The 25,601-nt window shown below is 34.2% G+C and carries 23 protein-coding genes and 3 tRNA genes; 12 read left to right on the forward strand and 14 right to left on the reverse strand.

All coding sequences use genetic code 11. From position 1 onward, the window contains the following. On the forward strand, positions 1 to 573 hold a 573-nt coding region (locus tag U6A24_RS10560; RefSeq protein WP_407654028.1), incomplete at its 5' end, for a THUMP-like domain-containing protein. 1 nt (position 574) lies between these two features. Here U6A24_RS10560 and U6A24_RS10565 read toward each other — a convergent pair. Both U6A24_RS10565 and U6A24_RS10570 read right to left on the reverse strand, forming a co-directional pair. Next, complete coding sequence (locus U6A24_RS10565; RefSeq protein ID WP_324179939.1) at positions 575 to 1,054, reverse strand: hypothetical protein; 480 nt, start codon at positions 1,052 to 1,054, stop codon at positions 575 to 577. 62 nt (positions 1,055 to 1,116) lie between these two features. Beyond that, the gene (locus U6A24_RS10570) at positions 1,117 to 2,712 is read right to left on the reverse strand and encodes a hypothetical protein (protein ID WP_324179940.1); all 1,596 of its coding nucleotides are present in this window, start codon (positions 2,710 to 2,712) and stop codon (positions 1,117 to 1,119) included. Between the two features lie 257 nt (positions 2,713 to 2,969). Between U6A24_RS10570 and U6A24_RS10575 the strand changes: the two genes are divergently transcribed. The 3 genes from U6A24_RS10575 (at position 2,970) to U6A24_RS10585 (ending at position 3,312) form a co-directional block, all read left to right on the forward strand. Beyond that, positions 2,970 to 3,053, forward strand: a tRNA-Ser gene (locus U6A24_RS10575). Positions 3,054 to 3,066: 13 nt separating this feature from the next. Beyond that, positions 3,067 to 3,141 (forward strand) — tRNA-Pro (locus U6A24_RS10580). A 97-nt stretch (positions 3,142 to 3,238) separates the two neighbouring features. After that, a tRNA-Arg gene (locus U6A24_RS10585) sits at positions 3,239 to 3,312 on the forward strand. 742 nt (positions 3,313 to 4,054) lie between these two features. Here U6A24_RS10585 and U6A24_RS10590 read toward each other — a convergent pair. Then, on the reverse strand, positions 4,055 to 4,459 hold the full coding sequence (locus U6A24_RS10590) for a BfmA/BtgA family mobilization protein (protein WP_324179941.1): 405 nt from the start codon (positions 4,457 to 4,459) through the stop codon (positions 4,055 to 4,057). Positions 4,460 to 4,920: 461 nt separating this feature from the next. Between U6A24_RS10590 and U6A24_RS10595 the strand changes: the two genes are divergently transcribed. Then, complete coding sequence (locus U6A24_RS10595; RefSeq protein ID WP_324179942.1) at positions 4,921 to 5,916, forward strand: IS110 family RNA-guided transposase; 996 nt, start codon at positions 4,921 to 4,923, stop codon at positions 5,914 to 5,916. A gap of 222 nt (positions 5,917 to 6,138) precedes the next feature. Here U6A24_RS10595 and U6A24_RS10600 read toward each other — a convergent pair whose 3' ends face one another. The 4 genes from U6A24_RS10600 to pafA all read right to left on the reverse strand — a co-directional run bounded on the left by U6A24_RS10600 (position 6,139) and on the right by pafA (position 10,196). After that, positions 6,139 to 6,588, reverse strand: coding sequence for a JAB domain-containing protein (locus U6A24_RS10600; RefSeq protein ID WP_324179943.1), 450 nt, complete (start codon positions 6,586 to 6,588; stop codon positions 6,139 to 6,141). Between the two features lie 69 nt (positions 6,589 to 6,657). Next, complete coding sequence (locus U6A24_RS10605; protein WP_324179944.1) at positions 6,658 to 6,993, reverse strand: single-stranded DNA-binding protein; 336 nt, start codon at positions 6,991 to 6,993, stop codon at positions 6,658 to 6,660. Positions 6,994 to 7,645: 652 nt separating this feature from the next. Further along, on the reverse strand, positions 7,646 to 8,536 hold the full coding sequence (locus tag U6A24_RS10610; protein WP_324179945.1) for a YihY/virulence factor BrkB family protein: 891 nt from the start codon (positions 8,534 to 8,536) through the stop codon (positions 7,646 to 7,648). Between the two features lie 10 nt (positions 8,537 to 8,546). Beyond that, positions 8,547 to 10,196, reverse strand: a complete 1,650-nt coding sequence (gene pafA / locus U6A24_RS10615) for an alkaline phosphatase PafA (protein ID WP_324179946.1) — start codon at positions 10,194 to 10,196, stop codon at positions 8,547 to 8,549. A 110-nt stretch (positions 10,197 to 10,306) separates the two neighbouring features. Here pafA and U6A24_RS10620 point away from each other — a divergent pair, with 110 nt between their 5' ends. The 6 genes from U6A24_RS10620 (at position 10,307) to U6A24_RS10645 (ending at position 19,958) form a co-directional block, all read left to right on the forward strand. Next, a complete protein-coding gene (locus U6A24_RS10620) occupies positions 10,307 to 11,773 on the forward strand; it encodes a CotH kinase family protein (protein ID WP_324179947.1) in 1,467 nt (488 codons plus the stop codon). Between the two features lie 187 nt (positions 11,774 to 11,960). Then, entirely contained in the window at positions 11,961 to 12,533 is a 573-nt protein-coding gene (locus tag U6A24_RS10625; RefSeq protein ID WP_324179948.1) for a hypothetical protein, read from the forward strand. A gap of 48 nt (positions 12,534 to 12,581) precedes the next feature. Further along, entirely contained in the window at positions 12,582 to 13,805 is a 1,224-nt protein-coding gene (locus U6A24_RS10630; RefSeq protein ID WP_324179949.1) for a Pycsar system effector family protein, read from the forward strand. A 6-nt stretch (positions 13,806 to 13,811) separates the two neighbouring features. Further along, positions 13,812 to 15,341: a GH3 family domain-containing protein gene (locus U6A24_RS10635; RefSeq protein ID WP_324179950.1), complete on the forward strand. Its 1,530-nt coding sequence runs from the start codon at positions 13,812 to 13,814 to the stop codon at positions 15,339 to 15,341. Positions 15,342 to 15,351: 10 nt separating this feature from the next. Next, positions 15,352 to 19,059 (forward strand): metallophosphoesterase, encoded by a 3,708-nt coding sequence (locus U6A24_RS10640; protein ID WP_324179951.1) that lies wholly within the window; start codon positions 15,352 to 15,354, stop codon positions 19,057 to 19,059. A 5-nt stretch (positions 19,060 to 19,064) separates the two neighbouring features. Continuing rightward, positions 19,065 to 19,958 (forward strand): DUF6268 family outer membrane beta-barrel protein, encoded by an 894-nt coding sequence (locus U6A24_RS10645; RefSeq protein WP_324179952.1) that lies wholly within the window; start codon positions 19,065 to 19,067, stop codon positions 19,956 to 19,958. Positions 19,959 to 19,964: 6 nt separating this feature from the next. Here the strand turns inward: U6A24_RS10645 and U6A24_RS10650 are convergent, their stop codons facing one another. From U6A24_RS10650 to cls, 3 genes are all read right to left on the reverse strand, one after another. Then, positions 19,965 to 20,546, reverse strand: coding sequence for a porin family protein (locus U6A24_RS10650; protein WP_324179953.1), 582 nt, complete (start codon positions 20,544 to 20,546; stop codon positions 19,965 to 19,967). A gap of 146 nt (positions 20,547 to 20,692) precedes the next feature. Then, positions 20,693 to 21,298, reverse strand: a complete 606-nt coding sequence (locus U6A24_RS10655) for a porin family protein (RefSeq protein ID WP_425547606.1) — start codon at positions 21,296 to 21,298, stop codon at positions 20,693 to 20,695. A 154-nt stretch (positions 21,299 to 21,452) separates the two neighbouring features. Then, positions 21,453 to 22,874, reverse strand: coding sequence for a cardiolipin synthase (cls, locus tag U6A24_RS10660; protein ID WP_324179954.1), 1,422 nt, complete (start codon positions 22,872 to 22,874; stop codon positions 21,453 to 21,455). A 100-nt stretch (positions 22,875 to 22,974) separates the two neighbouring features. Here cls and U6A24_RS10665 point away from each other — a divergent pair, with 100 nt between their 5' ends. Further along, the gene (locus U6A24_RS10665) at positions 22,975 to 23,397 is read left to right on the forward strand and encodes an arsenate reductase family protein (protein WP_324179955.1); all 423 of its coding nucleotides are present in this window, start codon (positions 22,975 to 22,977) and stop codon (positions 23,395 to 23,397) included. 140 nt (positions 23,398 to 23,537) lie between these two features. On the opposite strand, the gene U6A24_RS10670 is transcribed toward U6A24_RS10665, so the two are convergent. From U6A24_RS10670 to U6A24_RS10685, 4 genes are all read right to left on the reverse strand, one after another. Continuing rightward, positions 23,538 to 23,666: a hypothetical protein gene (locus U6A24_RS10670; protein ID WP_324179956.1), complete on the reverse strand. Its 129-nt coding sequence runs from the start codon at positions 23,664 to 23,666 to the stop codon at positions 23,538 to 23,540. After that, positions 23,663 to 24,772, reverse strand: a complete 1,110-nt coding sequence (locus tag U6A24_RS10675; RefSeq protein WP_324179957.1) for an AI-2E family transporter — start codon at positions 24,770 to 24,772, stop codon at positions 23,663 to 23,665. Before U6A24_RS10675 ends, U6A24_RS10670 begins: the two co-directional genes overlap by 4 nt. A 305-nt stretch (positions 24,773 to 25,077) precedes the next feature. Beyond that, positions 25,078 to 25,260, reverse strand: a complete 183-nt coding sequence (locus tag U6A24_RS10680) for a hypothetical protein (protein WP_324179958.1) — start codon at positions 25,258 to 25,260, stop codon at positions 25,078 to 25,080. A 24-nt stretch (positions 25,261 to 25,284) separates the two neighbouring features. Beyond that, the gene (locus U6A24_RS10685; RefSeq protein WP_324179959.1) at positions 25,285 to 25,449 is read right to left on the reverse strand and encodes a DUF1328 domain-containing protein; all 165 of its coding nucleotides are present in this window, start codon (positions 25,447 to 25,449) and stop codon (positions 25,285 to 25,287) included. Between the last annotated feature and the right edge of the window lie 152 nt (positions 25,450 to 25,601).

The following is a 25,601-nucleotide window of genomic DNA, read 5'->3' on the forward strand; positions in this document are numbered from 1 at the left end:
CCTCTACTTGACATTAAAGTGGGATTGAATTCTTTGCAACATGTAAAAGAGATTCATGTGGTTGCGGTAAGAAATGAGGTCAAAGAACTTCTTTGGGTATTAGACAAAAGTTTTGAAGCAGATTGTATTATTAAGACTGTTAATCTAGCTAGAAATCAAAAACAGGAGTTCTCGTTTATTTTAAAAGATGAAGCAGAGCAATCTTTGACTTTGGGCACGCCAAAGAAATTCTTATACGAACCTAATGCTGCAGTTTTAAAAAGTGGTGGATTTTTAAGTATTGGTCATGCTTTTTCTTTAGAAAAACTGCATTTGCATTCTCATTTATATACTTCTGAAGAAAGGATAGATTTTCCTGGAAGAAAGTTCGAGGTGACCGCAATTTTTCCGTATCAGAAAAAAACGATTGCCAATACAGGTATTACAAAAGCTAATATTACAATACGTAATTTCCCGGGAAGTGTAGCTGCTTTAAGAAAAAAACACAAAATCAAAGATGGAGGTGAGATTTATCTGTTTTTTACCACGGATCTTAATGAAAAAAAAATAATGATCCAGTGTAAGAAAATCTAGTTTATGGTTTCGAGAATACATCAGAATACTCGATATATCCTTCTATATACTCTTTCAAGGCCGTAGTATCGACGTTTTCAAGGTTATTAAGAATAAAATCCCTGTCTTCTTCAATATTTTTATGATACCCCAATATTTTTGGAACATTGGTTTGGATACTAGACCTAATCATTCTAAGCTCAATATTATCTGGCTCAGCCTGTATAGCTGCATCGATAGTTTTTCTAGCTTTATTGAAATAAGACATCTTACTAATGGGGTTCCATGAGTAGGATGCTTTTAACGCCAAAGCAGCACCATAATATCCTAGGTAGATAGCGCCTTTATTTTCGGTAGCCTTTTCAGTAAGTTCAAAAAACTTATCGGCATGCTCTCTAGATTGATTACAGACTTTGTATGCATCACGAATATTTTCGACTGTAATATTTTCAGAAGTGGTATTGATAAAGAAAACAGCAAATAAAATTGATAAAATTTTCATTTAGTAAGAAGATTTGTTTTAAAGAACGATAAACCAAAAAATAAGTTGCATTATTTGTCTATTTATTTAGCCAAAGAAATCTTAAGCAATAAGTTATTCTTTTTACCGTCATACGCCTCAAGAATAATATCCTTATTAGGCAACCTTGCTGCTTTGGTAAGTTCTAGAACATCTAGACGAGCATTTCTTATATCACTTCCCGTTAGTATGGCCTCTTTTGAAACCTCTCCTGTAGCATCATCGATGACATAAGAGGTTAGGTAAATAAATTCTTTCTTACCATCAAAATAACGTGTTGGTGTTTCTTCAAAAGATCGTTTAAGATTGGTAAAATCATCAATGTAAAATATATAATGTTTTCCTGCATCCATAAAATTTAAATAGGACATACTTCTTTTTCCAATGGTACCCATTTGCCATTTGGGAAGTTTGTGCATCCATATCATTTTTCCTTCAGCAGATAATTTGAATGCAAAAATATCACGGTAATAATATTTATAGGTAGTTCTAGAACCCGAGGAACTAGAGGTTGTAAAAGCGTCTACGAAACGTTGTTCTCCAAACATAGTGGTACTACCATCGGCATTAAAAACAACGTCATTAACCCTAAGTTTTTCAAGATCTTTAAGGTCATCTTCTTTTTGGGTTCCTTCATTGATTCGAGCTTCTCTTTGAGAAATTAAATTTTCGATCGTTTCAGATGGAATATCACTTTTTGCTAAAGCACTTACAGCACCCTTACTCCCCAAGGTTGCAGAAAAGATACCAGAGATTTCACCTTTGTTCATATTATCTGCATAAAACCCTGAAACTTTGGCGATGTTGTTTTTATCAAATTCGATCACAGCATCAGTAATCGATTGACCAGAAATATCTAATCTATTTGCTTCAATTGGACCGCTGTTTTCATTTATTTTGTATACCTCGGTACGATATGAGGTTTCTAATTTATTCTTTTCGTTGCTAACTTCATCAAAAAAAGTAGCTGTCATATAAAAATTGCCTTCATTATCAATTGCAAAGTCTTCACCTTGCATTAGATTAGAGGGATGCGGCATTGTTACCTTTCTTCTCCACAACATATTTAACCCATCACTAAAAACCGTAATTCCTATTTTGTCTGCTTTATTGTCTGCAGTTTTAATTCTAAATAATGTCAAAAGTTTTTTACCATCTGGAGACTTTTTGAAAGCAAATTTGTTTATCCTCCCTCCAGCGTCAAAACCATAGGTACTTTTAAAACCAAAATCACGATCAATGTTTTCTTTATCGTTAATAAGGAGAATTGGTTTTTTGGCTACAATTCCTGTAGGCGAAATTCTTTGCCCATAGGCTTTATCTTTTACAGAATAAAATACTACAGCATGCCCGCCCAGATCCATTACCGTCTCAAAAGTACCTTTATCTTCTATCACTTGTCGCATTTTTATATCCTCAACCATCTTATCGAGTGAATATCTTTGAATGGTCATCGAATTGCGGCCCTTTTTTATAGAGACCAATCGGTTTCCAGACGCGACATGATACGTATTCAGGCTTTTAATACGCTTGTACTTCTCTCCTGTTTTAAATTTAAAATCTTTAAGAAGTACTGGTTTTTGCGCAAAAGCAAAACAGCCAATAAATAAAATAAGGAAAAAAATAGATTTGGTTTTCATTTCTGTATAGTTTTTATAAGTGCAATAGTACAGTATCATAGGTCAATCGAATACAAATATATAAAAAGGTTTTTTTGAGGTAATAAAACAAAGTTTGGGCCAATTATTTTAAAAAGAAAAAACTGATTTTCAATATTTTAAAAATAAGCTTAAATCAAATAAAAAATAATGCAAAAAAAATGTTGCATTGTAGATACATAAAAGCTACATTTGCATCCGCATTTGAAATACTAATGCGAAGTTCTTGAAAAAATTATGGAGAGGTGCCAGAGTGGTAATGGAGCAGATTGCTAATCTGTCAGCGCGCAAGTGCTGCCCGGGTTCGAATCCCGGTCTCTCCGCATTTTTTTGTTACGGGGTGTAGCGTAGCCCGGTCATCGCGCCTGCTTTGGGAGCAGGAGGTCGCAGGTTCGAATCCTGCCACCCCGACATAATGAAATGAACGAGGAAAGGCAATGGTTTGTCAACACACCAGTTGGCCTGTCACTGTAAAATACCCCCTGGGTATTTTACTATCGTTCGGTCCGGTCGCGTAGCTCAGCTGGATAGAGCATCTGCCTTCTAAGCAGACGGTCACAGGTTCGAATCCTGTCGCGATCACAAAACCAACCTCTTGATTTTCAAGGGGTTGTTTTGTTTTGGGGTACTTCTTCACTCTTTTGAGATTTATAAAAACGCACACTTTACGCACACTTTTCCAAAATTTAACATATTACCATAGATTTTAACAGTATTTATTGCAGTTTAAGCTCAAGGAAAATCAAAAAATGAGCATGCAAATTGCTCTATATAGCTTTGTAGCATTTCAAGCATACTATTTCCATTCAAATGTTGCAGAAATTACATCGGCATTCCCTTATAAAAAAGTCATAAGCTAGAGACGAATTTTATCCATGTAGATGGGATATTGGAAAAAGCAATAAATTTTAACCTTTATTTTCATTGCCTCATGACCTTTAATCATCTTTATTATGATTGGTGGAATTAAGTACCTTCAAAAAACACATGCAATATGGTAATCAGAAAAATCTCAAGAATAATTTAAAATGTATTGTTTTGGATGCATTTGATTTATCTCAAATTAAGTACAAGTAGTAGTACAACTTGTAGACAAGTAGTGAACAAGCATTGGTATCTTATATAAACATATACAAACATTATAAACAGAAATAAACTTAGTTACCACAAAAATCTCTTTTACTATTTAATTGTATTGATATTATCTGTAAAACGTATTCTTTCTTCTTAAGACACTTTAACTAATTGCTATGCTACTTTTACAGTCAAGAAATAGTTGTTCTCATAAGAGATAACAATCTCTCAACAGACAAGCTAAGAATCACTAAATCCCTTTATTCATAAGGTTTGATTGAATTTGACTTGCTTTATTATCCTCATCATTTTCAATCTGCTTCTTTTCCAAAAAGAGTGGTTTCTTATCCGTTTCAAATCCTTCAAACAAGGATTGCATCATCGCTACAGTGGGTTTAGTTTGGTTCTTTTCTATGTCACGGACGATAGCAATGACTGCATTAATTCGTTTTTTAAATAAACTTTCCAAGGTTTTGATGTTGGGGCCTAGACGTTCTTCTGGCGACAAGCCGCTGGCCTCAAAAAACTCCAACATTGCCAGCAAGGTCATTGACTGTGACTTAGAAATTGCCTTACAATACTTTTTAAATTTTTGTGCTACTGAAGATTTGATACTGATGCTTTCAAACCGTTCTTTTTCATATCCTTTATCCATTTTTTCGTGAATTTTTAACCGTATTTGTTAGGTTACACTATTTTTTTCGTGAAAAATCAATTGTATTTTTTAAAGAGGAATAGAAAAGAATAGACGGTATGCCCTATTCTATGACAGTTTCAAGCGAATCTCTCAAAAATGAAACACCGCGAAGCGTGTTACCCTCTTGCTTCTCCCCTTAGTTTTATATTAATAGTTTTCATAGTGGTATTTATGATATCTAGTTTTCTATTTAATGGCTAACTTCTTATCGGGAGAATACCTCCATAATTGTTAACTATGACCAAACTGATAAGGGCGAATTATACGCTTTTCAAAGCTTCGGGCTTAGACTTTATTTGATAAAGGCCCTTGTCAGTTATCTCCGGACCGGCATCAGATGGAAATTCAGGCTTTTAGGCCTATTATCAGGGGTTCGATGGTAATCTGGATACTGGTCGTCATCTCTAAAATCCTATATCATGAAAAGAAAAAACTTCTCTTGCTTTATCGGTATCGACATATCGAAAAGCTTCTTCGACGTGGCCATCATCAAGGATGACAGGACTTCCTCTTATGTGTTCGAAAACTCCAAAAAAGGGACCAATGCTTTTATCAGATTGCTCAGAAACCAAAAGATCGGCCTGGACGACACGCTTATGTGTCTCGAGCATACAGGTGTCTATGGCAGGCTCATCATCGCAAAACTGATCGAGAAACAGGCCAACCTCTGTGTCGAGATGCCCATACAGATATTCAGGAGCATCGGCGTACAACGGGGAAAGAACGATAGGGTCGATGCCAAACGTATCGCCGTATACGCCTCCAAGAACCATCGGGAAATGGAACTCTACACCCCCATGCCCGAAATACTCGAAAAGGTCAAGATCATGCTCAAGATCAGAAGGAAGCTGGTCAGCGCCCGTGCCGATGTCAATAAGTATCCCAACGAACTCGAACTCTTCTGCCCGGCCCTTGGAAAGCTCGCCAAGACCAACCTCAAGCGCATCAACAGGACCCTCGACAGCGAGATCAAGCGCGTCGAGGCCGAGATACAAAAACTCGTGCTCTCCGATGACAGGCTCAACAAGACCGTGGGACTCGCCACCTCCGTGACCGGTATCGGGAAGATCACGGCACTCCACCTGACAGTCTTCACCAACTTCTTCACGCGCTACGAGAACCCCAGACAGCTTGCCTGCTACTGCGGTGTCGTACCCTTTGAATATACTTCCGGCTCCTTCATAAACCGCAAGTCCAGGATACATCCCATGGCAAACCGGACCCTCAAGAAACACCTCCATATGAGCGCGCTGGCAGCCATAAACCACGATCCCGACATCAGGGAATACTTCCTGAGAAAGGTCGAGGAAGGAAAAAACAAGATGCTCATCGTCAACAATGTCAGGAACAAGCTCGTTCATAGAGTTTGCGCCGTCATCAAAAGACAGGAACCCTATGTGAAAAAAGTCGCTTGATCTTTTTATCATTTTTTCCTTGGTTTTAACATGGAAATCTTTTTGTGAGCCACAGCTCACAAAAAAATCGAACAACATAGCATGATTGCCAGTTACTTAAGTCTTTTTTAACAAATGATTGTTAACGGTTATCAAGTGAAAGTCAAAAAAAAGAATAACCGCAAAAAGAAAGCCATAAATCAACATAAATTTACGGCTTTATATTTTAAATCAGATGAAAATTTAAAGAAATCCTTTATCTGCAAAACTAAAATAATCTCCATCGGGTCCCAGGATGATATGATCCAAGACATTTACATCAAGAACCTTTGCTCCTTGTATAATTTTATCAGTCAACAACTTATCCGAATTACTCGGTTTTAGATTACCACTAGGATGATTATGTGCCAGTATAATACCTACAGTTAGACTTTTGAGCACCACTGCAAATAATATTCTCAAATCAACAATAGTTCCTGTTATTCCACCGGACGAGATTTCACATATTCCTTTTACACGATTACTGTTATTTAATAAGACGACTTTAAACGTTTCTTTTAGTCCAATGGTTTTTTTGTCCCAATGATCATATAAAAACTTTGCAATATCCTGTGAACAGTTTACTTTATACCTTAATTTCCTCGGTATTTTTTCACAGTAACTTATTTTTATTTCGTTAACTTTATTTCTCATTGTTATACTCTATTACGTTAATAATGAAAAAGAGGGTGCCACTTCTCACGGGAGCACCCTCTTCCTTTTTTAATTACTGTTTAACAAAAGAATTTCGCTTGCTACAACCTCGGTAGTGTATTTTTGGTCACCTTCTTTATCAGTGTAGCTTCTAGTTTTCAATTTACCCACAATGGCAATCTTTTTGCCTTTGGAAACGTACTTCTCAATGATTTCTGCTGTCTTACCCCAACCCACCACAGTGTGCCAGTTAGTTTCAGTTTGCTTTTCACCGTCTTTGTCCTTGTAATTTTCATTGGTTGCCAATAATAATCGGGCTACTTTTTTGCCGCTTTCTAAGTTGGTTACGGTGGGATCATCTCCAATGTTCCCAATTAACTGTACATGATTTTGAATAGAACTCATAACTTAAAATTTAAAAGATTAAAAATCGATTTACTTATTGTATCTAGAGCGTTTTCCTTTTTTGATTTTTTGGATAACCTGCGATATGTTTTTTGATACGATTTCATTGTTCGGATTTTAGATTTACTTCCCGTAGAGCCGTCACTGTTACCTTTTTTTGATGCTTGACGATTTAGCAATATTCGAGGGTAGTAAGGCGTATAAATAGAGAAGCATAGCGCAATGGTTTATGCCGCCTTACTACCCTCGAATGTTGTAGTTTTGCTGTCAAAAAGAGGTAACAGTAGCGGCTGTGAAGTAGGTTTAAAATGAGTAATGAGAAGTTTCCAAACAAAACCGAAGGCTATCCAAAATAAATAATGGAATTCTACTTAAGTGAACATAATCTCTTTTTTGTAGTAATGGATAAGTTCCATACCAGAGTCCCTGAGAATGGGGTAACGCAGCGTGAGCAAAAATGAGTGAATTGGGTTTAAGATACTTTTTAGTAAAATTCTTCCCCAAAATATAATAAAGGGAATGTGCCGAGTGAATTGAGAAATATAATTTTAGAGATTTGTTATTTCTAAATGGAAAGTCAACAGGAAATACTTGTAATCAAGTGGAACTCTAACAAATCGCTTGGCAAATTTACTAAAGTACATTTATAAACTTATAGGATTTCAGCATAAGATGCAGGTTCTACACCTCCTCCGTATTTTTGGGATATTACTCTTGTAAATTCTGCTCCAAAAAATAAGATAAGACTAGAATAAGAAACCCAAAGTAAGATTAAAATTATAGATCCCGCTGCACCAAATGCAGATCCTGGATCGAACATCCCAAAATAAATTCCAAGTGCTGTTTTGCCAATCATAAATAATACGGTGGTCATTAATGCCCCTAGCCAAATATCTTTCCATCTCATTTTAACATCCGGAAGTACTTTATAAATCATGGCAAATAATATGGTTGTCAATAATAAGGATATAACAAGATTGATCAATTGAATTAAATAAACAAATATTTCAGGAAAACGATTTCCTATCCAATCTGTCATAGCAGTTATTAAAGCAGTAAGTATAAGAGATATTAATAATAAAAGTCCTATCATAAGTATAAGTCCAAGAGAAAATACTCGATCCTTAAGCATCTTAAGTATTTCGTTTTTTGGTTTAGGCTTGACCTTCCAGATAACATTTAGTGATTTTTGAAGTGAAATAAACATTCCTGTTGCACCGTAAAGAAGGGTAATAACACCTATTGTTATTATCAAGGCCGATTGATCTTGATCAATGGCATTGGTAAGCATTACTTCAACGGTTTTACCAACATCCTTTCCTAGAACAATTGATATTTCATTAATAATTTTACCTTTAATTTCAGATTTTTCGTAAACCATTCCTGCTGTTTGAATAATAATTATTAATAATGCAGGAAAGGAAAATAACGCATAATAACTTACCGCAGCGCTCATTTGGAAGGGCTCATTGGCATTCCAATTTTTAAAAGTGATTTTTAATAACTTAAAAAATGATCGCATAGAAACTTTTGTCAACTTCATCTTTAATACATTATTTTAACACTTCGGTTATTACCTTACCACTTGCACTGTTAGGTAATGCAACATCAATTAAAAAACTAAGGGTAACTGAAATATCAGTTACTTCAGTTCTTCTGTAAGTTTGGCCAGTTTTAATATTCATTCCATAAAATAATAAAGGAATATGTGTATCATAATTAAATCCACTACCATGTGATGAACCTGTTTTGGAATATGCAATAGTAGATGGTGTTAATGTGTAAAAAACATCTCCACTTCTTTTTTGATGAAAACCATTCTTGATCAAAGCCGGTATACCTTTATTATAATCCGATTTCATTAACTGTTCTCTTGTGTATACAAGATTGATACTTTCAAATCTTAATAAGTATTTTGAGACCTCACGTTGAATTTGTATTTGATCCAGGCTATCTTCATTAATGAGTTTGTTGTTCAAAAACACTTGATTATTTGAAACTTGAGTAATTATTTCTTTCTTCTTATAAATAGAATACAAATATTCCTGTAATTCTAAACGCACCGAAGCTTCTTTAAAATATCCTGAAGGAACATTGACTGATTTTAAATAAGTAGGTACTTGTGTAGCACCGTGATCAGAAGTTAAGAACAGTACATAAGAATTTTGACCTACTGTAGTATCTAAAACATTCATTAAGCGTGCTATATCTTGATCTAGTCGTATGTAAGTGTCCTCAATTTCTTTTGAGTTTACCCCAAAATTGTGACCTATATAATCAGTAGTTGAAAAACTAATATTCAAGAAATCAATATGTTCATCTTTCCCTAATTGTTCACCATTAATTGATGCAATCGCAAAATCAACGGTTAAGCTATTTCCAAAGGGTGTTTGTCTTAAAATATCATATCCTCCATTTGATGATTTTAGTTTCTGTAAATCATAAGGAAAAATAGGTTTTTCTTTTCCTTTAAAACCCCTTTCAAATTTAGTATCATCATCCCCACTTTCAGTATATCTCTTAATATCTGATAAAGTGTCCCAGGTTTTTAGATAAGAATCAATTCGATTTGAAGCATTAAAATCAATTACCCAACTAGGTAGTTTATCCATATAGTAAGAAGAAGATATCCAGCTCCCATGGTTTTTTCCTCTAAACCAGTAGGCGGCATTAGCGGTATGTCCACCTGATAATACAGCTGCTCTATCTTTTATTGAAATACTTATAGTTTTACCACGCATTTGGCTATGCAGACGATTTTGATCTGCAATTGTTGTAATCAATAGTTTTGATGGTGATTTCTTACCTTCCGCACTACTGGTACCTACTGGTGAGACCTTGTCATCCAGAACACAATATATTTTTTGACCTTTGGTTCTGTCATACCAGCTATTACCTACAATTCCGTGATATTGCGGAGTGGCCCCCGTATAAATAGAAGCATGACCTGGTGCAGTTGTGGTGGGGATATAATTAATATGGTGGTTTTTGCAATTGAAACCATTTTCAACAATTCTTTTAAATCCACCGTCTCCGTACTTTTTATAAAATCTTGTTAAGTAATCATACCGCATTTGATCTACTACAATACCAACGATCAATTTTGGATTTGAAGCAGTATTAATTACAGGTTTTGATTCTTGAGCTTTAGAACTAAAGCAAAATATCATTATACCAAATACTAAATTATGAAATATACGCATACTATGAATGTAGTGAAAAACATTAGAATGGTTATTATCTTTTTCTGATCAAGTTAAAACTTATCGGAATAGTGTTATGATTTTGCACCAACTCTTTACATATTTGTAATATGGATAACTCAAAGAATGGAATTAAACATTTTATTTTATCAGGGATATGTTTTATTCTATTAACTATCTTACCTGTAACAGCACAAAAAAATCAGCTCATACTGCCTGCCAAAGAAAGTTATGGTGTGGATTACAAAAACAAAATCATTGTTTGGAATCTTGATATAAAAAAAACTTCGAATCAACCGTCAGCATTAGCTTATAAGGTATCATTTGAAAACAAACTTTCCTTATCCATCCCGATTGATAGTCTATCATATTCTAAGAAGTATCAAATACAAAATAGAGATACAATATTTTTACTCTATTTAACAGAGTTACCTTTGATCAAAATAGCCGCAGACACAATCCTTGATGATCCCAAAAAAGTATCTAATTTTTCATATTTTCATAAAGATACTATTAGAAAAGCCAATGCTGGAATTGAATTCAGAGGCAATATATCCTTGAAGTTTCCTAAAAAATCCTTTGATTTAGAATTTTGGGAAGATATTAAAGAAAAGACTTCTATCGATATGCAGTTTGCAGATTTAAGAGATGATGATGATTGGATATTAGATGGATTATATAATGAACCTTTGCGTCTTCGATCTTACATTGCCAATAAACTTTGGTTATCAATTCATCAACCTTATTATCAGGATCAAGAAAAAGATGCCAAAAGTGGTATCAATTTACTTTTTGCTGAAGTGTTTTTGAATGATCAATACGTGGGTATTCATGCTCTTATGGAACAGGTAGATCGGAAACTACTTCAACTCAAAAAATATAAAAAGCTCAACGTAAGAGGAGAATTATTTAAGGCATCGAGTTATGACGGAGCTCCCTCTTTTAAAAATGCACCGAAATACAAAAATATTTTTCCGCATTGGGCTGGATACGAAGTCGAATATCCTTATGAAAACTACAAAGCGCAATGGAAAAACATCTACAAATTCACAAAATTTGTGATTAAAGCTAAGGATTCGGTTTTCAAGAAGAAAATTTCCAAAAAGTTCTATCTAGATAACGCTATCGACTATTTTCTATTTGTAAATCTCTTACGTGCAACTGATAACTTGGGAAAAAACTTCTATATTTCCCGATATACTAAAAAAACACCTTATTTTAAAATTCCTTGGGATCTAGATGGTACATTAGGTACTATTCAAGATGGAAAACGTATTCCAACAACAGATGATATTTTGAGTAATGGATTATTTGACCGTTTATTAAAAGTTAATCCAAATAATTACCGGAAACGTTTAAAAGAAAGGTGGACCATACTTCGCAAACGTCAACTTAGTAATGATGCTTTGTTCAAAAATATACAAGATCAATACAACTATTTTTTAGACCATAAGATTTATGAAAGAGAGCAGCTTATATGGTCAACCGATATAAGTTTATTGGATCATTTGAATTATATGAAAGATTGGCTTTCAGACCGACTCCAATACCTGGACACCTATTTTAACGACTTATAAAGATATTCTCGTATTTCTGTTTTAAATCTAGACCCGGCCTACTCCACTAAAAGAGTCATCCTTTCTATCATATGCATTAAAGATACTGCTATGTTCATTATATCTTGCCTTGTATAAAATGCACCAGATTATTTTATTTCCAAAACTTATAATAATAGGCCTTTGCATTTTGGCCTCTAAACATAATATGACAGTTTCGAATACTATACATCTTAAAAACAAAATCATACCAGAGATAATTATCAATGAAGTGGGCACAGCTCTTTCTTATTATCCCGAATTGGCTAACACTAACATCGAATTTAAAATGAAACCTTCACTAAACAAGTCTTTTATGAAGGCGCAACCTAAACTCTCATCATTTTTTAAATCGAAAGGAAAAAGAGAATATATCATACTCATAAGTCAAACTTTTGATATTGATGGAATACGATTACCGCTAAGCGATATCCCTAAAGATATATTGATTGGATGGTTAGGCCATGAATTGGGCCATATAATGGATTATAAAAACCGAAGTAATTTCAATCTTATAGGGTTTGGGATACGGTATTTTTTCTCGCAAAACTATATAAGGGAAGCAGAAAGATTGGCTGATACGTATGCGATTACTCATGGAATGGAAAAATATATCTTGGTTACAAAACGGTTTATTCTTAACAATGGAAGCTTACCCCAAATTTATAAAGACCGTATTAAACGTTTGTATTTATCTCCTGATGAAATTTTATTACTAGTAAAAGAACTTGAAAGTAAATAACTTAGATTCATTCTACTCATATTTCGTAACTAATTAAAATGAATTTAAATGGAATCACTACTGGAAAAATCTGAAAAATACATATTTGAGCTTTATAAAAATGAGCTCCCAAAAATCTATTTATATCATAACTACCTACATACCCAAAGAGTAGTTGAGACCACAAAAGAAATTGTTGATAATTCTGAAATAGATAAAAATGATGAAGAAATAGTTTTACTAGCAGCTTGGTTTCATGACGCAGGACATATTAAAGGCTCAGAAGATCATGAAAAAAGAAGCGCGGAAATTGCAGAGAACTTTTTAAAAGAAAATAATATGGTTGAAGAAAAAATATCTGCCATTAAGAATTGCATTCTTGCAACTAAGCTTGATCAAAAACCTACTTCTTTTTTAGAAGAAATCATTAAAGATGCAGATACCTCTCATCTTGCTAAAGAATACTTTACAGAAGTTAGCGAACTATTGCGTCAAGAATTGGCACTAGAAGGAAATACAGAGTATACATCAAATGAGTGGCGAGAAGAAAATATAAAACTCTTTACTCAAGAACATCAATATTATACAAGGTACGCTGTTGAGCAGTGGGAGCCAGAAAAAAATAAAAACTTATTAAGCATTCTGCAGAAGAAGAAAAAAAGAAGAAAAAAAAGACAAAAAGAAGATTTAAAAGCAAAATTGAAAGCCAAATACAAGCATGAAAGTCCAGAAAGAGGGATACAAACACTTTTTCGAGTAACATTACGTAATCATATTAAGTTAAGTGATATAGCAGACACAAAAGCTAACATTCTTTTATCAGTGAATGCCATCATAATCTCCTTGGCCTTGGCTAACCTGATCCCCAAGTTAGATGCACCTTCGAACCGACATTTAATGATACCAAGTTTGATATTAGTATTGTTTAGTGTTGCTGCAATTATTCTTTCGATTATGTCTACACAACCTAAAGTTACCGGAGGAGAATTCACAAGAGAACAGGTAAAAAACCGGAAAGTCAATTTGCTGTTTTTCGGAAACTTTTTCAAAATGCCTTACGAGAGATACCAGGAAGCAATAGATGAGGTAATTAATGATAAAGAGTATGTGTATAAAATGCTCACTAAAGACCTTTATCTATTAGGTTTGGTGCTGAAGAAAAAATACAAACTTTTAAAAATCACCTATGTCGTATTTACCATTGGAATAATACTTTCAGTAATCGCGTTTATTTTCGCCTTTGCCAATGTAGAGCTTGCAGAACAGGTAGCAGAACCAATCATTTCAAAATAAAAATATATGGAAATTATAGGAAGTATTATCAAGGGAGCTATTGAATTGAAAGGAGCTTTATCCTCAGAAGCCAATCATATAGAAGCACAGGAAAAAGTACTTTCTCATTTATTGAAAAAAGCATCTAATACAGAATTTGGAAAAAAATATGGTTTTGAACTCATTCTCCAATCAGATGAGATTCGGGAAGATTTCGCCAAAGAAGTGCCTCATTTTGATTACCATCAACTGTATGACGAATGGTGGCATAGGGTAATAGCGGGAGAAGAAAATATTACTTGGCCGGGAAGCCCGGATTATTTTGCACTCAGCTCGGGAACAACGGGTAAAAAAAGTAAACGAATCCCTGTGACTAATGATATGATCGAGGCTATAAGAAAAGCTGGGATCAAACAGGTTGAAGCATTGTCTAATTTTGATCTTCCCGCTTCTTTTTTTGAGAAAGAAATTATGATGTTGGGCAGTTCTACCGACTTAGTAGAGAGAGACGGTCATCTAGAAGGAGAAATTAGTGGTATCAGTGCTAGTAATATTCCTTTTTGGTTTGAAGGGTATTATAAACCCGGAAAAAAAATTGCACAAATAGATGATTGGGATACTAGAGTACAACGTATTGCAGAGCGAGCAAAAGATTGGGATATTGGCGCACTTAGTGGGATACCGTCTTGGATGGAACTCATGTTACAAAAGGTTATTGATTATCATAATGTAGAGAATATTCACCAAATATGGCCAAATCTTCAGGTATATACATCCGGCGGAGTGGCTTTTGCTCCGTATGAAAAAAGTTTCAATAAACTCTTAGCACATCCAATCACCGTAATAGACACCTATTTAGCCTCAGAAGGGTTTATTGCATATCAAGAGCGCCCAGAAACTGATGCAATGAAATTGATTACCGATAATGGTATTTATTTCGAGTTTGTTCCCTTCCAGCCAGAATATATAAATCAAGATGGCTCTCTTAAACAAGACGCTCCTTCTATTACGCTTGAAAGAGTAGAAACAAACCAGGATTATGTGTTAATTATCAGCACAGTCTCTGGTACCTGGAGATATATTATTGGAGATACTATCGAATTTACTGATGTAGAGCGTGCCGAAATTAGAATTACGGGGCGAACTAAATTTTTTCTAAACGTAGTAGGATCACAACTTTCGGTAAACAAAATGAATGCTGCATTACGAGAAGTTGAAGAAAAGTTTAACACAGAAATCCCTGAGTTTACTTTGGCTGCTACTCGAATTGATGGTGAGTTTAACCATCATTGGTATTTAGGGACAGAAACCACTGCTGATAATCAAACCCTGGCAGAGGCTTTAGACCAGAGCTTAAAAAATGCAAATAAAAATTACAAGGTTGCCCGAAATAAAGCTCTTAAAGGGGTGAAAGTCACCAAAGTTCCCGTAGAAATTTTTGCAGAATGGAGTGGAGGACAAAAGAAAAAAGGTGGGCAGGTAAAAATGGAACGAGTAATGTCTGAAGAGAAGTTTTCAGAATGGGAAACCTTCGTCTCAGAAACAATTTCAAACTAAAAAATGTCTTATGAATTACAAATACTTCATACTATTATGGTTCACCTTATTTATTTCGAGTTGTGCACTTTATGAACCAAAGTATAGAGAAAATTTTGGTAAAACCGTTACCAAAGAAGGTGAAATTGAGAAGACATTCTACCTTATCGGGGATGCAGGTTATGCAAACGCAGGACAGAGTACTCCTGCCCTACTAGCTTTACGCAAATATCTTAATGATAATAAACAGAAAGGAAATTATACTATTTTTCTAGGTGATAATATTTACCCAGACGGGATGCCTAAAAAAGATAAGAAAGATAGAGCCATTGCAGAACATCGTTTGGATGCACAAATCGAAGCGGTGCAAGATTTTGAGGGTCAGGTGTATTTTATTCCCGGTAATCATGATTGGTATAATGAAGGATTAAAGGGCTTAGAACGCGAAGAGAAGTATTTTGAAGATAAATTGGATGACAAAAAGCTTTTAAAACCCAAAACCGGGTGTGCGTTGGAAAGTATAGAGATCAGCAAAAACATTCAGCTAATCATTTTAGATTCACAATGGTACCTAGAAGATTGGGATAAACATCCGACCATTAATGATAATTGTCCTGAAATAAAAACCAGGGAAGCCATGTTGTTGGAAGTTGAAAGTGAATTTAAAAAAAATCAGAACAAAACGATTCTTTTTGCATTACATCATCCACTGTATACTAATGGTGTTCACGGGGGTCAATATGCTCCTGTAAAACACTTATATCCTTCACAAAAAAAGATACCATTACCTGTTTTAGGTTCTCTTGCCATGCAAATACGCACAGCGGGCGCTATTTCTACTCAAGATAATCAAAACAAGCAATATAAATCACTGGTTCGAAGATTAGAGACCTTGGCAAAAGGTGCCGAAAGAATCATTTTTGCTTCTGGTCATGAGCATTCGTTGCAGTACATAGAACATGAAGGGATTAAACAAATTGTCTCAGGTGCTGGGGCTAAAAATTCATATGCTACCCTAAGCAATGATGGGCTTTTTGCTTATGGAGGACAGGGGTTTGCACGATTGGATATTTATAAAGACGGCTCTTCCTGGGTATCGTATTTTGAGAGTAAAAATAACGAACCTCAACTTCTTTATAAGAAAGAAATATACAAGCCATTTGCAGAATATGATCTGGAGAATATTCCATCAGTAAATCGTACTACGGTTAAGGCATCGGTCTACAAACCAGAATCTACAGAACGTACCGGATTTTACGAAAGTATATGGGGAGACCACTACCGAGAGCTATATGGTACTAAAATCAATGCTAAAGTAGCCCTTCTGGATACTTTATACGGAGGTCTTGAAGTAGTGCTTAGAGGTGGTGGGCATCAAACAAGATCCCTGCGCCTAAAAACCAAAGATGGACGAGAATATAATATGAGAGCCTTAAAAAAGAGTGGTGTAAAATTCCTTCAGTCTACAGTGTTTAAAGATAATTACATCGAAGAATCACTCGAAAATACAGTATCAGAAGATATCTTAAAGGATTTTTATACAGCATCTCATCCTTATATATTTACAGTTATTCCCGAATTATCAGATGCCATAGGGGTATTTCATACCAATCCAAAAATCTATTACGTTCCAAAACAAAAAGCCCTAGGGAAATATAATATAGATCATGGAGATGAATTATACATGATCGTAGAAAGACCAGAAGAAAATCATAAGAATCTAGCTTCTTTTGGAAAACCAAATGACATCGAAAGTACTGTAGATGTATATGAAAGATTAAGAAGGGATGAAAAATATAAAATTGATGAACCTTCCTATATCAGAGCAAGGTTATTTGATATGCTCATTGGTGATTGGGACCGTCATCAAGACCAATGGCGATGGGCAGAATATGAACTAGACAATGGTGACCATCTATTTAAACCAATACCACGTGATCGTGATCAGGCATTTTCAAATTTTGACGGTGGATTTATGGGAGCATTGCGCGGATTACTCGGTTTTGCTAATCAGTTTCAGATGTATGATGCAGAATTAAAAGATGTAAAATGGTTAAACGTATCTGCTACTCGTCTTGATCGCACTCTGATTAAAAATAGTGGACGAGACGAATGGATAATGCAAGCCGAATACATTAAAGAAAATCTTTCGGATAAAGTCATCGAAAATGCTTTCAAAAATATCCCTCCAGAAGCTGAAGGTAAAGATCTAGAAAACATCAAAAACAATTTAAAACAAAGGAGAAATAGTATTGCCGATATTGCAAATCGATACTATGATTATCTATCAGATCTCGTTATAGTAACAGGTACCGACAAGGATGATTTTATTGATATAGAGCGTCAAAAAAATGGAAAAACCAAAATCACAATCTATAGGATTAAAGGTGGAGAAAAAGCTGATATTGTAAGTAACCGGGTTTATGATCGAAAAGATACTAAAGAGATATGGGTTTATGGGTTAGATGATGATGATGTTTTTGAAGTCTACGGAAAACCAGATAATCCTATAAGACTAAGAATTATCGGAGGACAGAATAATGATGTTTACAACATTAAAAAAGGACGTCGCACCAAAATATATGATCATAAAAGCAAACCCAATACTATTGAAAGAAAAGGAAGCGCTAAAGTCATGTTTACCGATAATTATAGAATAAATCATTTTAACAAAGACGAGGATGTTTTAAAAACTACTTCTGTAATTCCGGCCATTGGGTTTAATCCTGATGACGGTTTTCGAATAGGCCCTACAGCTCTAATTTCTATAAAAGGATTTCAACAAAATCCATTTACAGCTAGCCATAAAATTTCTGGAGCATATTATTTCGCTACGCAAGGATTCGATCTTGAGTACAGAGGCGAATTTTCGGGAGTGTTTGGAGATTATAATCTTTTGTTGGGTGCGAGATATACAAGTCCGAATTTTGCTGTTAACTTTTTTGGATTCGGAAACGATACCGATAACAATCAGGATGAATTAGATTTTGATTATAACCGTGTAAAATTAAGTACGTATCGCGCCTTAATAGGTGCTGTAAAAAATGGAAGATTGGGAAGTTATTTCGAATATAATGCCTCTTTTGAAGGTATACGAGTTGATGACACTGCAGGTCGTTTTATTACGACGGAAATCAATTTTGATGACCCAGAAATTTTTGATAGAAAATGGTTTGCAGGACTGGATGGTACGTACCGATACGAAAGTTATGATGTAACTATGAATCCCACTAGAGGAATGAAATTTGAATTTAATGTCGGAGGAAGAATGAATATTGATAATACTGAAAGAACATTTGGATACATTAAACCGCATTTGAGCTTCTATAATGGGTTGTCGCGTAATCGGAAATGGGTTTTAAAAACCGCAGTACAAGGCCAATTTAATATTGGACGATTATTCGAATTTTATCAATCCGCCCAAATCGGAGGAGAAAATTTACTACGAGGTTATCGTAATCAACGTTTCTCAGGACAGTCGGCTTTGGCAGGAAGTGCAGATATTCGATACAGCTTTAATCAATTTAAAACCAGAATACTTCCACTTCAGATTGGTCTTTTTGCCGGAGCAGATACTGGTAGGGTGTGGCTCCAAGGAACTGGCGATACCAACCAATGGCATAGCGATGTAGGTGGCGGTTTTTGGGTGAATAGTGCAGATGCAATTAATGGTACATTCAATTTGTTTACGGGAGAAGACGGAGCTCGATTCTCTTTTGCATTTACTTTTAAATTTTAAGCTAAATGCGAGATATATTCGTTTTGATAATAATTCTGTTGTCCTTTTGGTCGATAAAATCTCAGGTTTCTGATTTAGCCAGAACAGAATACACGTATTTCCCACAAAGAGATAGTGACAATTCATTTAGGAGATTTAGAGCTCTTGCTAATTTTCCTGTAAAATTAAACAATAAAGGAAGCTATTTTGTTACCGGAATTGAGTATCGCAACGTAAATTTCCTCTACAGAGATGAGACATCTTTTAATACAGATAACCTGGAAAGATTTAGTTCTTTCGAAGTAAATGTTGGTATCACCTTTAAATTAAAAAATAACTGGCGATTTGCTGTGCGTAGTGGATTAATTGCCGCTTCAAATTTTGAACAAAACAAACTCATCTCAGACGATCTTTTGTTTACAGGATCCTTTTATTTTGTAAAAAACAAGATGAGAGAAAATATATTTAAACCATGGCGTTTGGTGCTAGGGTTACGATATTCGACGACCGCAGGTAGACCCTTCCCCCTTCCTTTTATAAATTATTACAGACGATTTGACCCATCCTGGTCTTTTGTATTAGGAGTTCCCAAGACCAATATCAAATATTATTTTAATGAAAGAAATATAATTCAAGGTTTAGTAACTCTAGATGGTTTTTTTGCAAATATTCAAAATAATCAGGTGTTTTTTAATCAACAAGAACAAGATATTAGAAGTGCTGCTAATATCTCGATGACTACCGCCTTAGCTGGGATTGGATATGAACATTATTTTACCAAACATCTACTGTTTTATACATATACCGGATTTACAATAATAAATGATATACGTTTACGCAATAAAGATCGAGAAGATGTATTAACTATTAATGATCAAAATAGCTTTTATCTTAGGGCTGGGATAAAATTAAAAATTTAACGGTATCTAATAGAGCATAAAACCAACTCCTGTAGATAGCACTGAGCTACTAATTTCTGATCCATCTATAATTTCTGATAAACCATAACTATATCGTACTTGAATAAAAAAACCATTTTTAAATATATATTCTAATCCAAAGATCAGTTGAAAATCGAAGTTGTACATTTCTTCGGTAGCAAAATCTGCAAAATTAGCATCAATATTTTCGTGAACTTTAAAACCCATTTGTATTCCTGCTTGCATATTAAAGCCTTTGAAAAAATAAGCTTTGGCCAATATTGGTAATTGAATATAGTCAATTTTTACTGATAATCTATTCCCTACTGATTGGTCTAATTCAAAGCCTTGTTGCGAATAAAAGCCCTCGATTTGAAATCCAAATTTCTCAGTAATCATTCCTTCTACAGTTAATCCAATATTAAAACCAGTTCTAAAATCTGTATTTTCAAAATTTTCTGATAGTACACCTGCGAAATTTACTCCAGCTTTAATTCCAAACCGGCTTGAAGACAATGGGTAATCATAATCTTGAGAAAATAAGTTTACAGTGTTGATTATAAATAAAATAATGATTGTGATTTTCATGATTCCAAGAGTTGACTATTCATCTTGGAAAATACTTTTAACTCTAGGCTTTTATTAGCTCAAATCCATCAGTTATTAACTCAAAAAGCTTATCCCAAGAATAGGACAAGCTTTTTGTTTATTATTACTTATTCTGAAAAATTATATTAGAACATAAATCCTATACCCGCAGAGAAGGTAGCATTATGTGCGTCACTATCTTCGACAACTTCTGAAAATCCGTAGTTATATCTGGCTTGTATAAAAAAGCCAGATGTCAATTTAAATTCGGCTCCGGCAGCCAACTGAAAATCAAAATCCTTAATTCTATCCGTGTCAAAATCCCCACCATCACCTGTAGGATCTGTATCTACTTCTTCATTAATCTTGAAGCCAAACTGAGGTCCTGCATGAATATTTAGTCCTTCAATAAGATAAATTTTAGCCAACAAAGGTACTTGAATATAGTCAACCTGAAATTCGACAGCAGGAGAAACAGTAACACCGGCAAAGGTTGTTTCTTCAATATCAAATCCTTGACCAGAATAAAAAATTTCGCCTTGTAATGCAAATTTTTCTGAGATAAAGCTTTCGGCTACCAGTCCTGCATAAAAGCTTGTTCTGGAATTTGGGTCTTCAAAATCATCTCCGGTAATCGTTGAAAAATTAACCCCGGCACGGGCACCAAATTGAACTTTGTTATCGGTATCCTGTTGAGCTTGCGCTAACGTTACGCAGAAAGTAAAGACTAATGCTACTGTAATCTTTTTAATTTTTTTGAGTTTTTGGTTATTAAATATTACAGTTCAAAACTACCGCCAATATTTGCTCTGGATGAACTCAAAAAGTCGAGTCTTTAACTCAAAAAAATGTTTAACAAAAATTAAGAATTTGATTCGCTACCGGAATTAAGAATTCAATATTGGTTTATAAAAGCGGACTAAAAAATCGAGCAACACCTTCTGATAACTTTCTTCGTAAGGAACGTTTTTTATACGTTTCATAATCCAAAGCAGTTCCTTTTTCACAGTCTTCAATAAAGTTTTTACAAATACCTTCAGCAATTTTGTTATTATAGATAAGTGCGTTGGTTTCAAAATTGTGCTCAAAACTGCGATGATCAAAATTACCCGATCCTACAGAAGCCATTTTACCATCCATTACAATAACCTTGCTATGTAAGAAATCATCTTTTTGTTGATATATCTCTATACCCAGAAAAAGTAATTCTTCAAAAAAAGAAAGCATACTGTGTTTAGCGAGCCAGGAATCAGATTTTTTGGGCACCAATAACTTTATATTTACGCCACTTAGGGCTGATATCCTTAATGCTTCTAACATTGCACTATTCGGAATAAAATAGGGATTAGAAATATAAATATAGTCTTCTGCCAGGTTGATCATGGCAATATATTGTTGCATGATAGATGGGTGATCTGCATCGGGGCCACCTGCCACTATTTGAACCGGAATATCGCCTTGTTTTTCAATATCAGGCAAGTATTCATCTTTTAACAGTAGTTCTTTGTTACTAGCAAAATAATAATCTTTAATAAAAACTCTATGTAAATTATCTACTACTGGCCCCCTGAGCAATACATGCGTATCATCCCAGATACCTAACTCAGATTCTGGTTTAATATATTTATCAGAAATATTAACTCCACCCGTAAAACCAACTTTCCCATCAATAACAATAATTTTCCTGTGATTTCTGTAATTAAGGGTGTATAAAAAGCTTCCGAAATTTAATGGCAGAATCGGATATACTTTTGCTCCAATTTTTTTAAACTTTTTGGCCGATTTTTCCCGGAAAGAATAACTTCCTATAGCATCATACAATATTCGTACTTCTATACCCTGTTCTATTTTGCTTTTAAATAAGTCGTATAATTTATCCAACAGCTCTCCTTCTTCAAAAATGTAGTACTGTACGTGTATAAATCTTTCGGCTTTTTGTAATTCTTCAAAAATAATGTCAAATGTTTTTTTTCCATTATAAAGGACCGCTACTTCATTATCCTGTTGTGTGGCAAAATTAGAACTTGTTCTTAGTAGTCTGGATAGCTTTTTACGTTGCTTATCTTCAAACTCAAGCTTAGGTTCTTTAATTTTATGATCTCTAAAGTTATAGTCATAAAGGCGTCTTCTTATAGTTTGCTTTAATGTGTAAATTTTTATTCTTCTGCGGTTGATACCGAAGACGATATACAAGAGGATTCCGATAAACGGAAATATCAGAACAATTAGTAGCCAACTTAATGATTTCACAGGCCTGGATCCATATAAAATGATATGGAAAATGGACAGCAATGTCAAAATTCCGTAGACAATTATCAGAACGATCATTTGGTCTAAGTTTTTTTATCGAATGCATTAATATTTATCGGAATCGCATTCTTAATTCTTTATTAGTAGCTGTATTTTGTATTAAAAATACAAAATCGTCATGGGAATATTTTCAACAAATAAAAAACAAATTACATTAATTTATAATTCTAATACTTCTATCGGAAAACAAACGTATGCATATGTGAGTGACTCAAAAAAGGAAATCAGGACCATCGATACTGTAAATACTTCGGTAACACCTACTCAATGGGCAGAGATAGCTAACAAATTAGATATAGAAGTCAAAAACATAATCAATCCGGATCACCCGGACTTTAAAAAACTATATAGCGATAAGGTAGATCTTAAAGATCAAGATTGGCTTACCCTAATAGCGCAACATCCTCAACTTGTAAAATTCTCTGTTTTAATTAAAGGAGAGAATTTTTATATGCTCAATGACCCAACAGACTTTTTGAAATTTATCGAACCTGATAGTGCCGGAGTATCGAGGGATCCTGCGAATGAAAAAGAGAAGTGATATCACTTCTTCTTTTTTCTATAATTGTTTCTGTCTCTAAGCTCGGCTTATTAAGGTTTTTTTGTGGATTTTCCTAAATCACTAAGTGGCTTTTTGTGGGTTCTTTACGTTCATTTTTTTTCAATCCTTTTCTATTCAAATTATTCATCTTTTTTCTTCTCCTTATCCATTGCTTCTTTAATTTCTTCGAACGGAGCTTTTTTCTCAGGCATTTCTAGTTGACTCGATAACTTCTCTTTTTCATCTTTTTTTAGTTTCTTTTTACTCATTGTTCTAATTTTTGATATTCAACTTCTTTATCGACAAATTTATCTTCTCCCTTTACTTCAATTGCATAATCTCCCAGAATATCCTCAATATACACCATTTTTACTAAGACTATTATAATCGCAACCACTGGAACAGCTAAAATAAGTCCAAGGACTCCGGTGAAAATTCCTAAAATAACTTGTGCTATCAATATCATTGCCAGCGGAAATGATATCATTTTATGCTGAATTAGTGGAGTAATAACATTACTTTCTAACGCTTGTATAGCAGCATAAAGAATACAGACATAAACTGCATAGTCGGTTCCCTTAGTAAAGGCAAGTAAGAATGCTGGGACTAGAGAAATAATAGGACCAAAATTAGGAATAAAAGTTATTAATGCAGCAAAAATGCCTAATGTTAATGCTAGAGGAATTCCCAGAATTGTTAATCCAATACCTGTCAAAATTCCAACAACTAACATAGAGAATAATTTACCCAATAACCATTGTTTTAATGTATATCCGATAGTTAGTAAAACCTGATCAGCACGTTCTCGTTTGGCTTTTGGAAATAATAAAACAATGCCATTCTTGTAAATTCTTGGTTGAATCATAAAAAAGATACCGAGGAAAAAGATGATATACACATCTGCTAATCCGCCAAAAAACGAACTAAAAAATAAGGTTAACCGTTCACTATCTCTCTCATATTTTTTTTTATAAATACTGGCTTGCTGAATCACCCAATATCCAACCTGTGTGGATTCTAGTTTTGTACGAGTTTCCTTGGCAGCAACAGGTAATTCTTTTTCTAAAGTTTGTAATTGTGAAGACACTCGGGGTAATAAAACATATAAAATAATTGAAAACATCAACAATACCGAAGTCGTAGCGATAAAGAGTGAAAAACCATCTCCAACGGGTAATTTTGATTTGATTGCAGATGCAATTCCTCTAAAAAATGTTGCAAACAAAATACCGGCTAGAATGAGTAGAATTACCTTAAAACCCTTCAATACTAAAATTGTGCACAGTACCATTATGATAACAATGCTGGTTGCTTTGATGATTTTTTTACTGAAATCGCTAATAGCAAAAGCTGAAGAATCTTTTACGGAGGACATCTCTTAATTTTTAATTATTTCGAAATATGTTGTATCGATCGTTAATTTTATCCTTAGCTTACAGAATTAGTACCCTACCGAATCAAAAACCATTAAAAAATAAGCGCACATAAATACAAACAATATGAAGAACATCTTGATAACAAACTTAACTGTTTTTACAGGGTCTAGATTCCGCATATCTTAATGGACATTTTTCTCATTGAATATAAAGTTAGATCATATTTTATAGTAAATAAACGGGTAAAAATCTACGCTCAGACAATGCCCGTTTATCAATTCCAAATAACTTTTCCTATTTTCTTTTAATTCTCATCTGTAGCATCGTCAATCTCATCCTTTATCTCTTCTGCCCCTTCTTCTACACTTTCTCCTACCTCTTCTACAGCGTCTTCGACTTTTTCTCCAGTACTTTTTTTCTCTCTACAACTTGTTAATATTGTAGCAACGAATACTAAAGAACATATTGATATTAGTATTTTTTTCATGATATTAATACATTTTAAGGTTGGTTATGCTTTAAATCTTTTCCCAAAGATTAGTGATACTATAAATAGTACAATAAAAATGAAAAATAGAATTTTCGCGATGCTTGCGGCACCAGCGGCGATACCACCAAATCCAAATATTCCTGCAACTACTGCTAAAATGATAAAAATGACTGTCCAACGTAACATATTGATAGGTTTTTAAATTAATACTCTGTTTTTAAATGAGTTTTTGATTCTCATGTTTAACATTGTAAAGATCATCATATATAAACTGGAAACTTAACTGCATCACTAGGATTCTTAACTCCATCACATTTAAGGGTATTTTCATTCAGTTT

The sequence above is a fragment of the Aquimarina gracilis genome, from assembly GCF_035285365.1.
In the GTDB taxonomy this organism is placed as follows: domain Bacteria; phylum Bacteroidota; class Bacteroidia; order Flavobacteriales; family Flavobacteriaceae; genus Aquimarina; species Aquimarina gracilis.

Coding starts and splice junctions, on each gene's coding strand:
- U6A24_RS10610 (WP_324179945.1), bottom strand. CDS start 8,536: ATGAAGTTGACAAAAGTTTCTATGCGATCATTTTTTAAGTTATTAAAA.
- U6A24_RS10650 (WP_324179953.1), bottom strand. CDS start 20,546: ATGAAAATCACAATCATTATTTTATTTATAATCAACACTGTAAACTTA.
- U6A24_RS10670 (WP_324179956.1), bottom strand. CDS start 23,666: ATGAGTAAAAAGAAACTAAAAAAAGATGAAAAAGAGAAGTTATCGAGT.
- cls (WP_324179954.1), bottom strand. CDS start 22,874: ATGATCGTTCTGATAATTGTCTACGGAATTTTGACATTGCTGTCCATT.
- U6A24_RS10665 (WP_324179955.1), top strand. CDS start 22,975: ATGGGAATATTTTCAACAAATAAAAAACAAATTACATTAATTTATAAT.
- U6A24_RS10600 (WP_324179943.1), bottom strand. CDS start 6,588: ATGAGAAATAAAGTTAACGAAATAAAAATAAGTTACTGTGAAAAAATA.
- U6A24_RS10565 (WP_324179939.1), bottom strand. CDS start 1,054: ATGAAAATTTTATCAATTTTATTTGCTGTTTTCTTTATCAATACCACT.
- pafA (WP_324179946.1), bottom strand. CDS start 10,196: ATGCGTATATTTCATAATTTAGTATTTGGTATAATGATATTTTGCTTT.
- U6A24_RS10640 (WP_324179951.1), top strand. CDS start 15,352: ATGAATTACAAATACTTCATACTATTATGGTTCACCTTATTTATTTCG.
- U6A24_RS10590 (WP_324179941.1), bottom strand. CDS start 4,459: ATGGATAAAGGATATGAAAAAGAACGGTTTGAAAGCATCAGTATCAAA.
- U6A24_RS10570 (WP_324179940.1), bottom strand. CDS start 2,712: ATGAAAACCAAATCTATTTTTTTCCTTATTTTATTTATTGGCTGTTTT.
- U6A24_RS10620 (WP_324179947.1), top strand. CDS start 10,307: ATGGATAACTCAAAGAATGGAATTAAACATTTTATTTTATCAGGGATA.
- U6A24_RS10605 (WP_324179944.1), bottom strand. CDS start 6,993: ATGAGTTCTATTCAAAATCATGTACAGTTAATTGGGAACATTGGAGAT.
- U6A24_RS10625 (WP_324179948.1), top strand. CDS start 11,961: ATGACAGTTTCGAATACTATACATCTTAAAAACAAAATCATACCAGAG.
- U6A24_RS10675 (WP_324179957.1), bottom strand. CDS start 24,772: ATGTCCTCCGTAAAAGATTCTTCAGCTTTTGCTATTAGCGATTTCAGT.
- U6A24_RS10645 (WP_324179952.1), top strand. CDS start 19,065: ATGCGAGATATATTCGTTTTGATAATAATTCTGTTGTCCTTTTGGTCG.
- U6A24_RS10595 (WP_324179942.1), top strand. CDS start 4,921: ATGAAAAGAAAAAACTTCTCTTGCTTTATCGGTATCGACATATCGAAA.
- U6A24_RS10630 (WP_324179949.1), top strand. CDS start 12,582: ATGGAATCACTACTGGAAAAATCTGAAAAATACATATTTGAGCTTTAT.
- U6A24_RS10635 (WP_324179950.1), top strand. CDS start 13,812: ATGGAAATTATAGGAAGTATTATCAAGGGAGCTATTGAATTGAAAGGA.
- U6A24_RS10680 (WP_324179958.1), bottom strand. CDS start 25,260: ATGAAAAAAATACTAATATCAATATGTTCTTTAGTATTCGTTGCTACA.
- U6A24_RS10685 (WP_324179959.1), bottom strand. CDS start 25,449: ATGTTACGTTGGACAGTCATTTTTATCATTTTAGCAGTAGTTGCAGGA.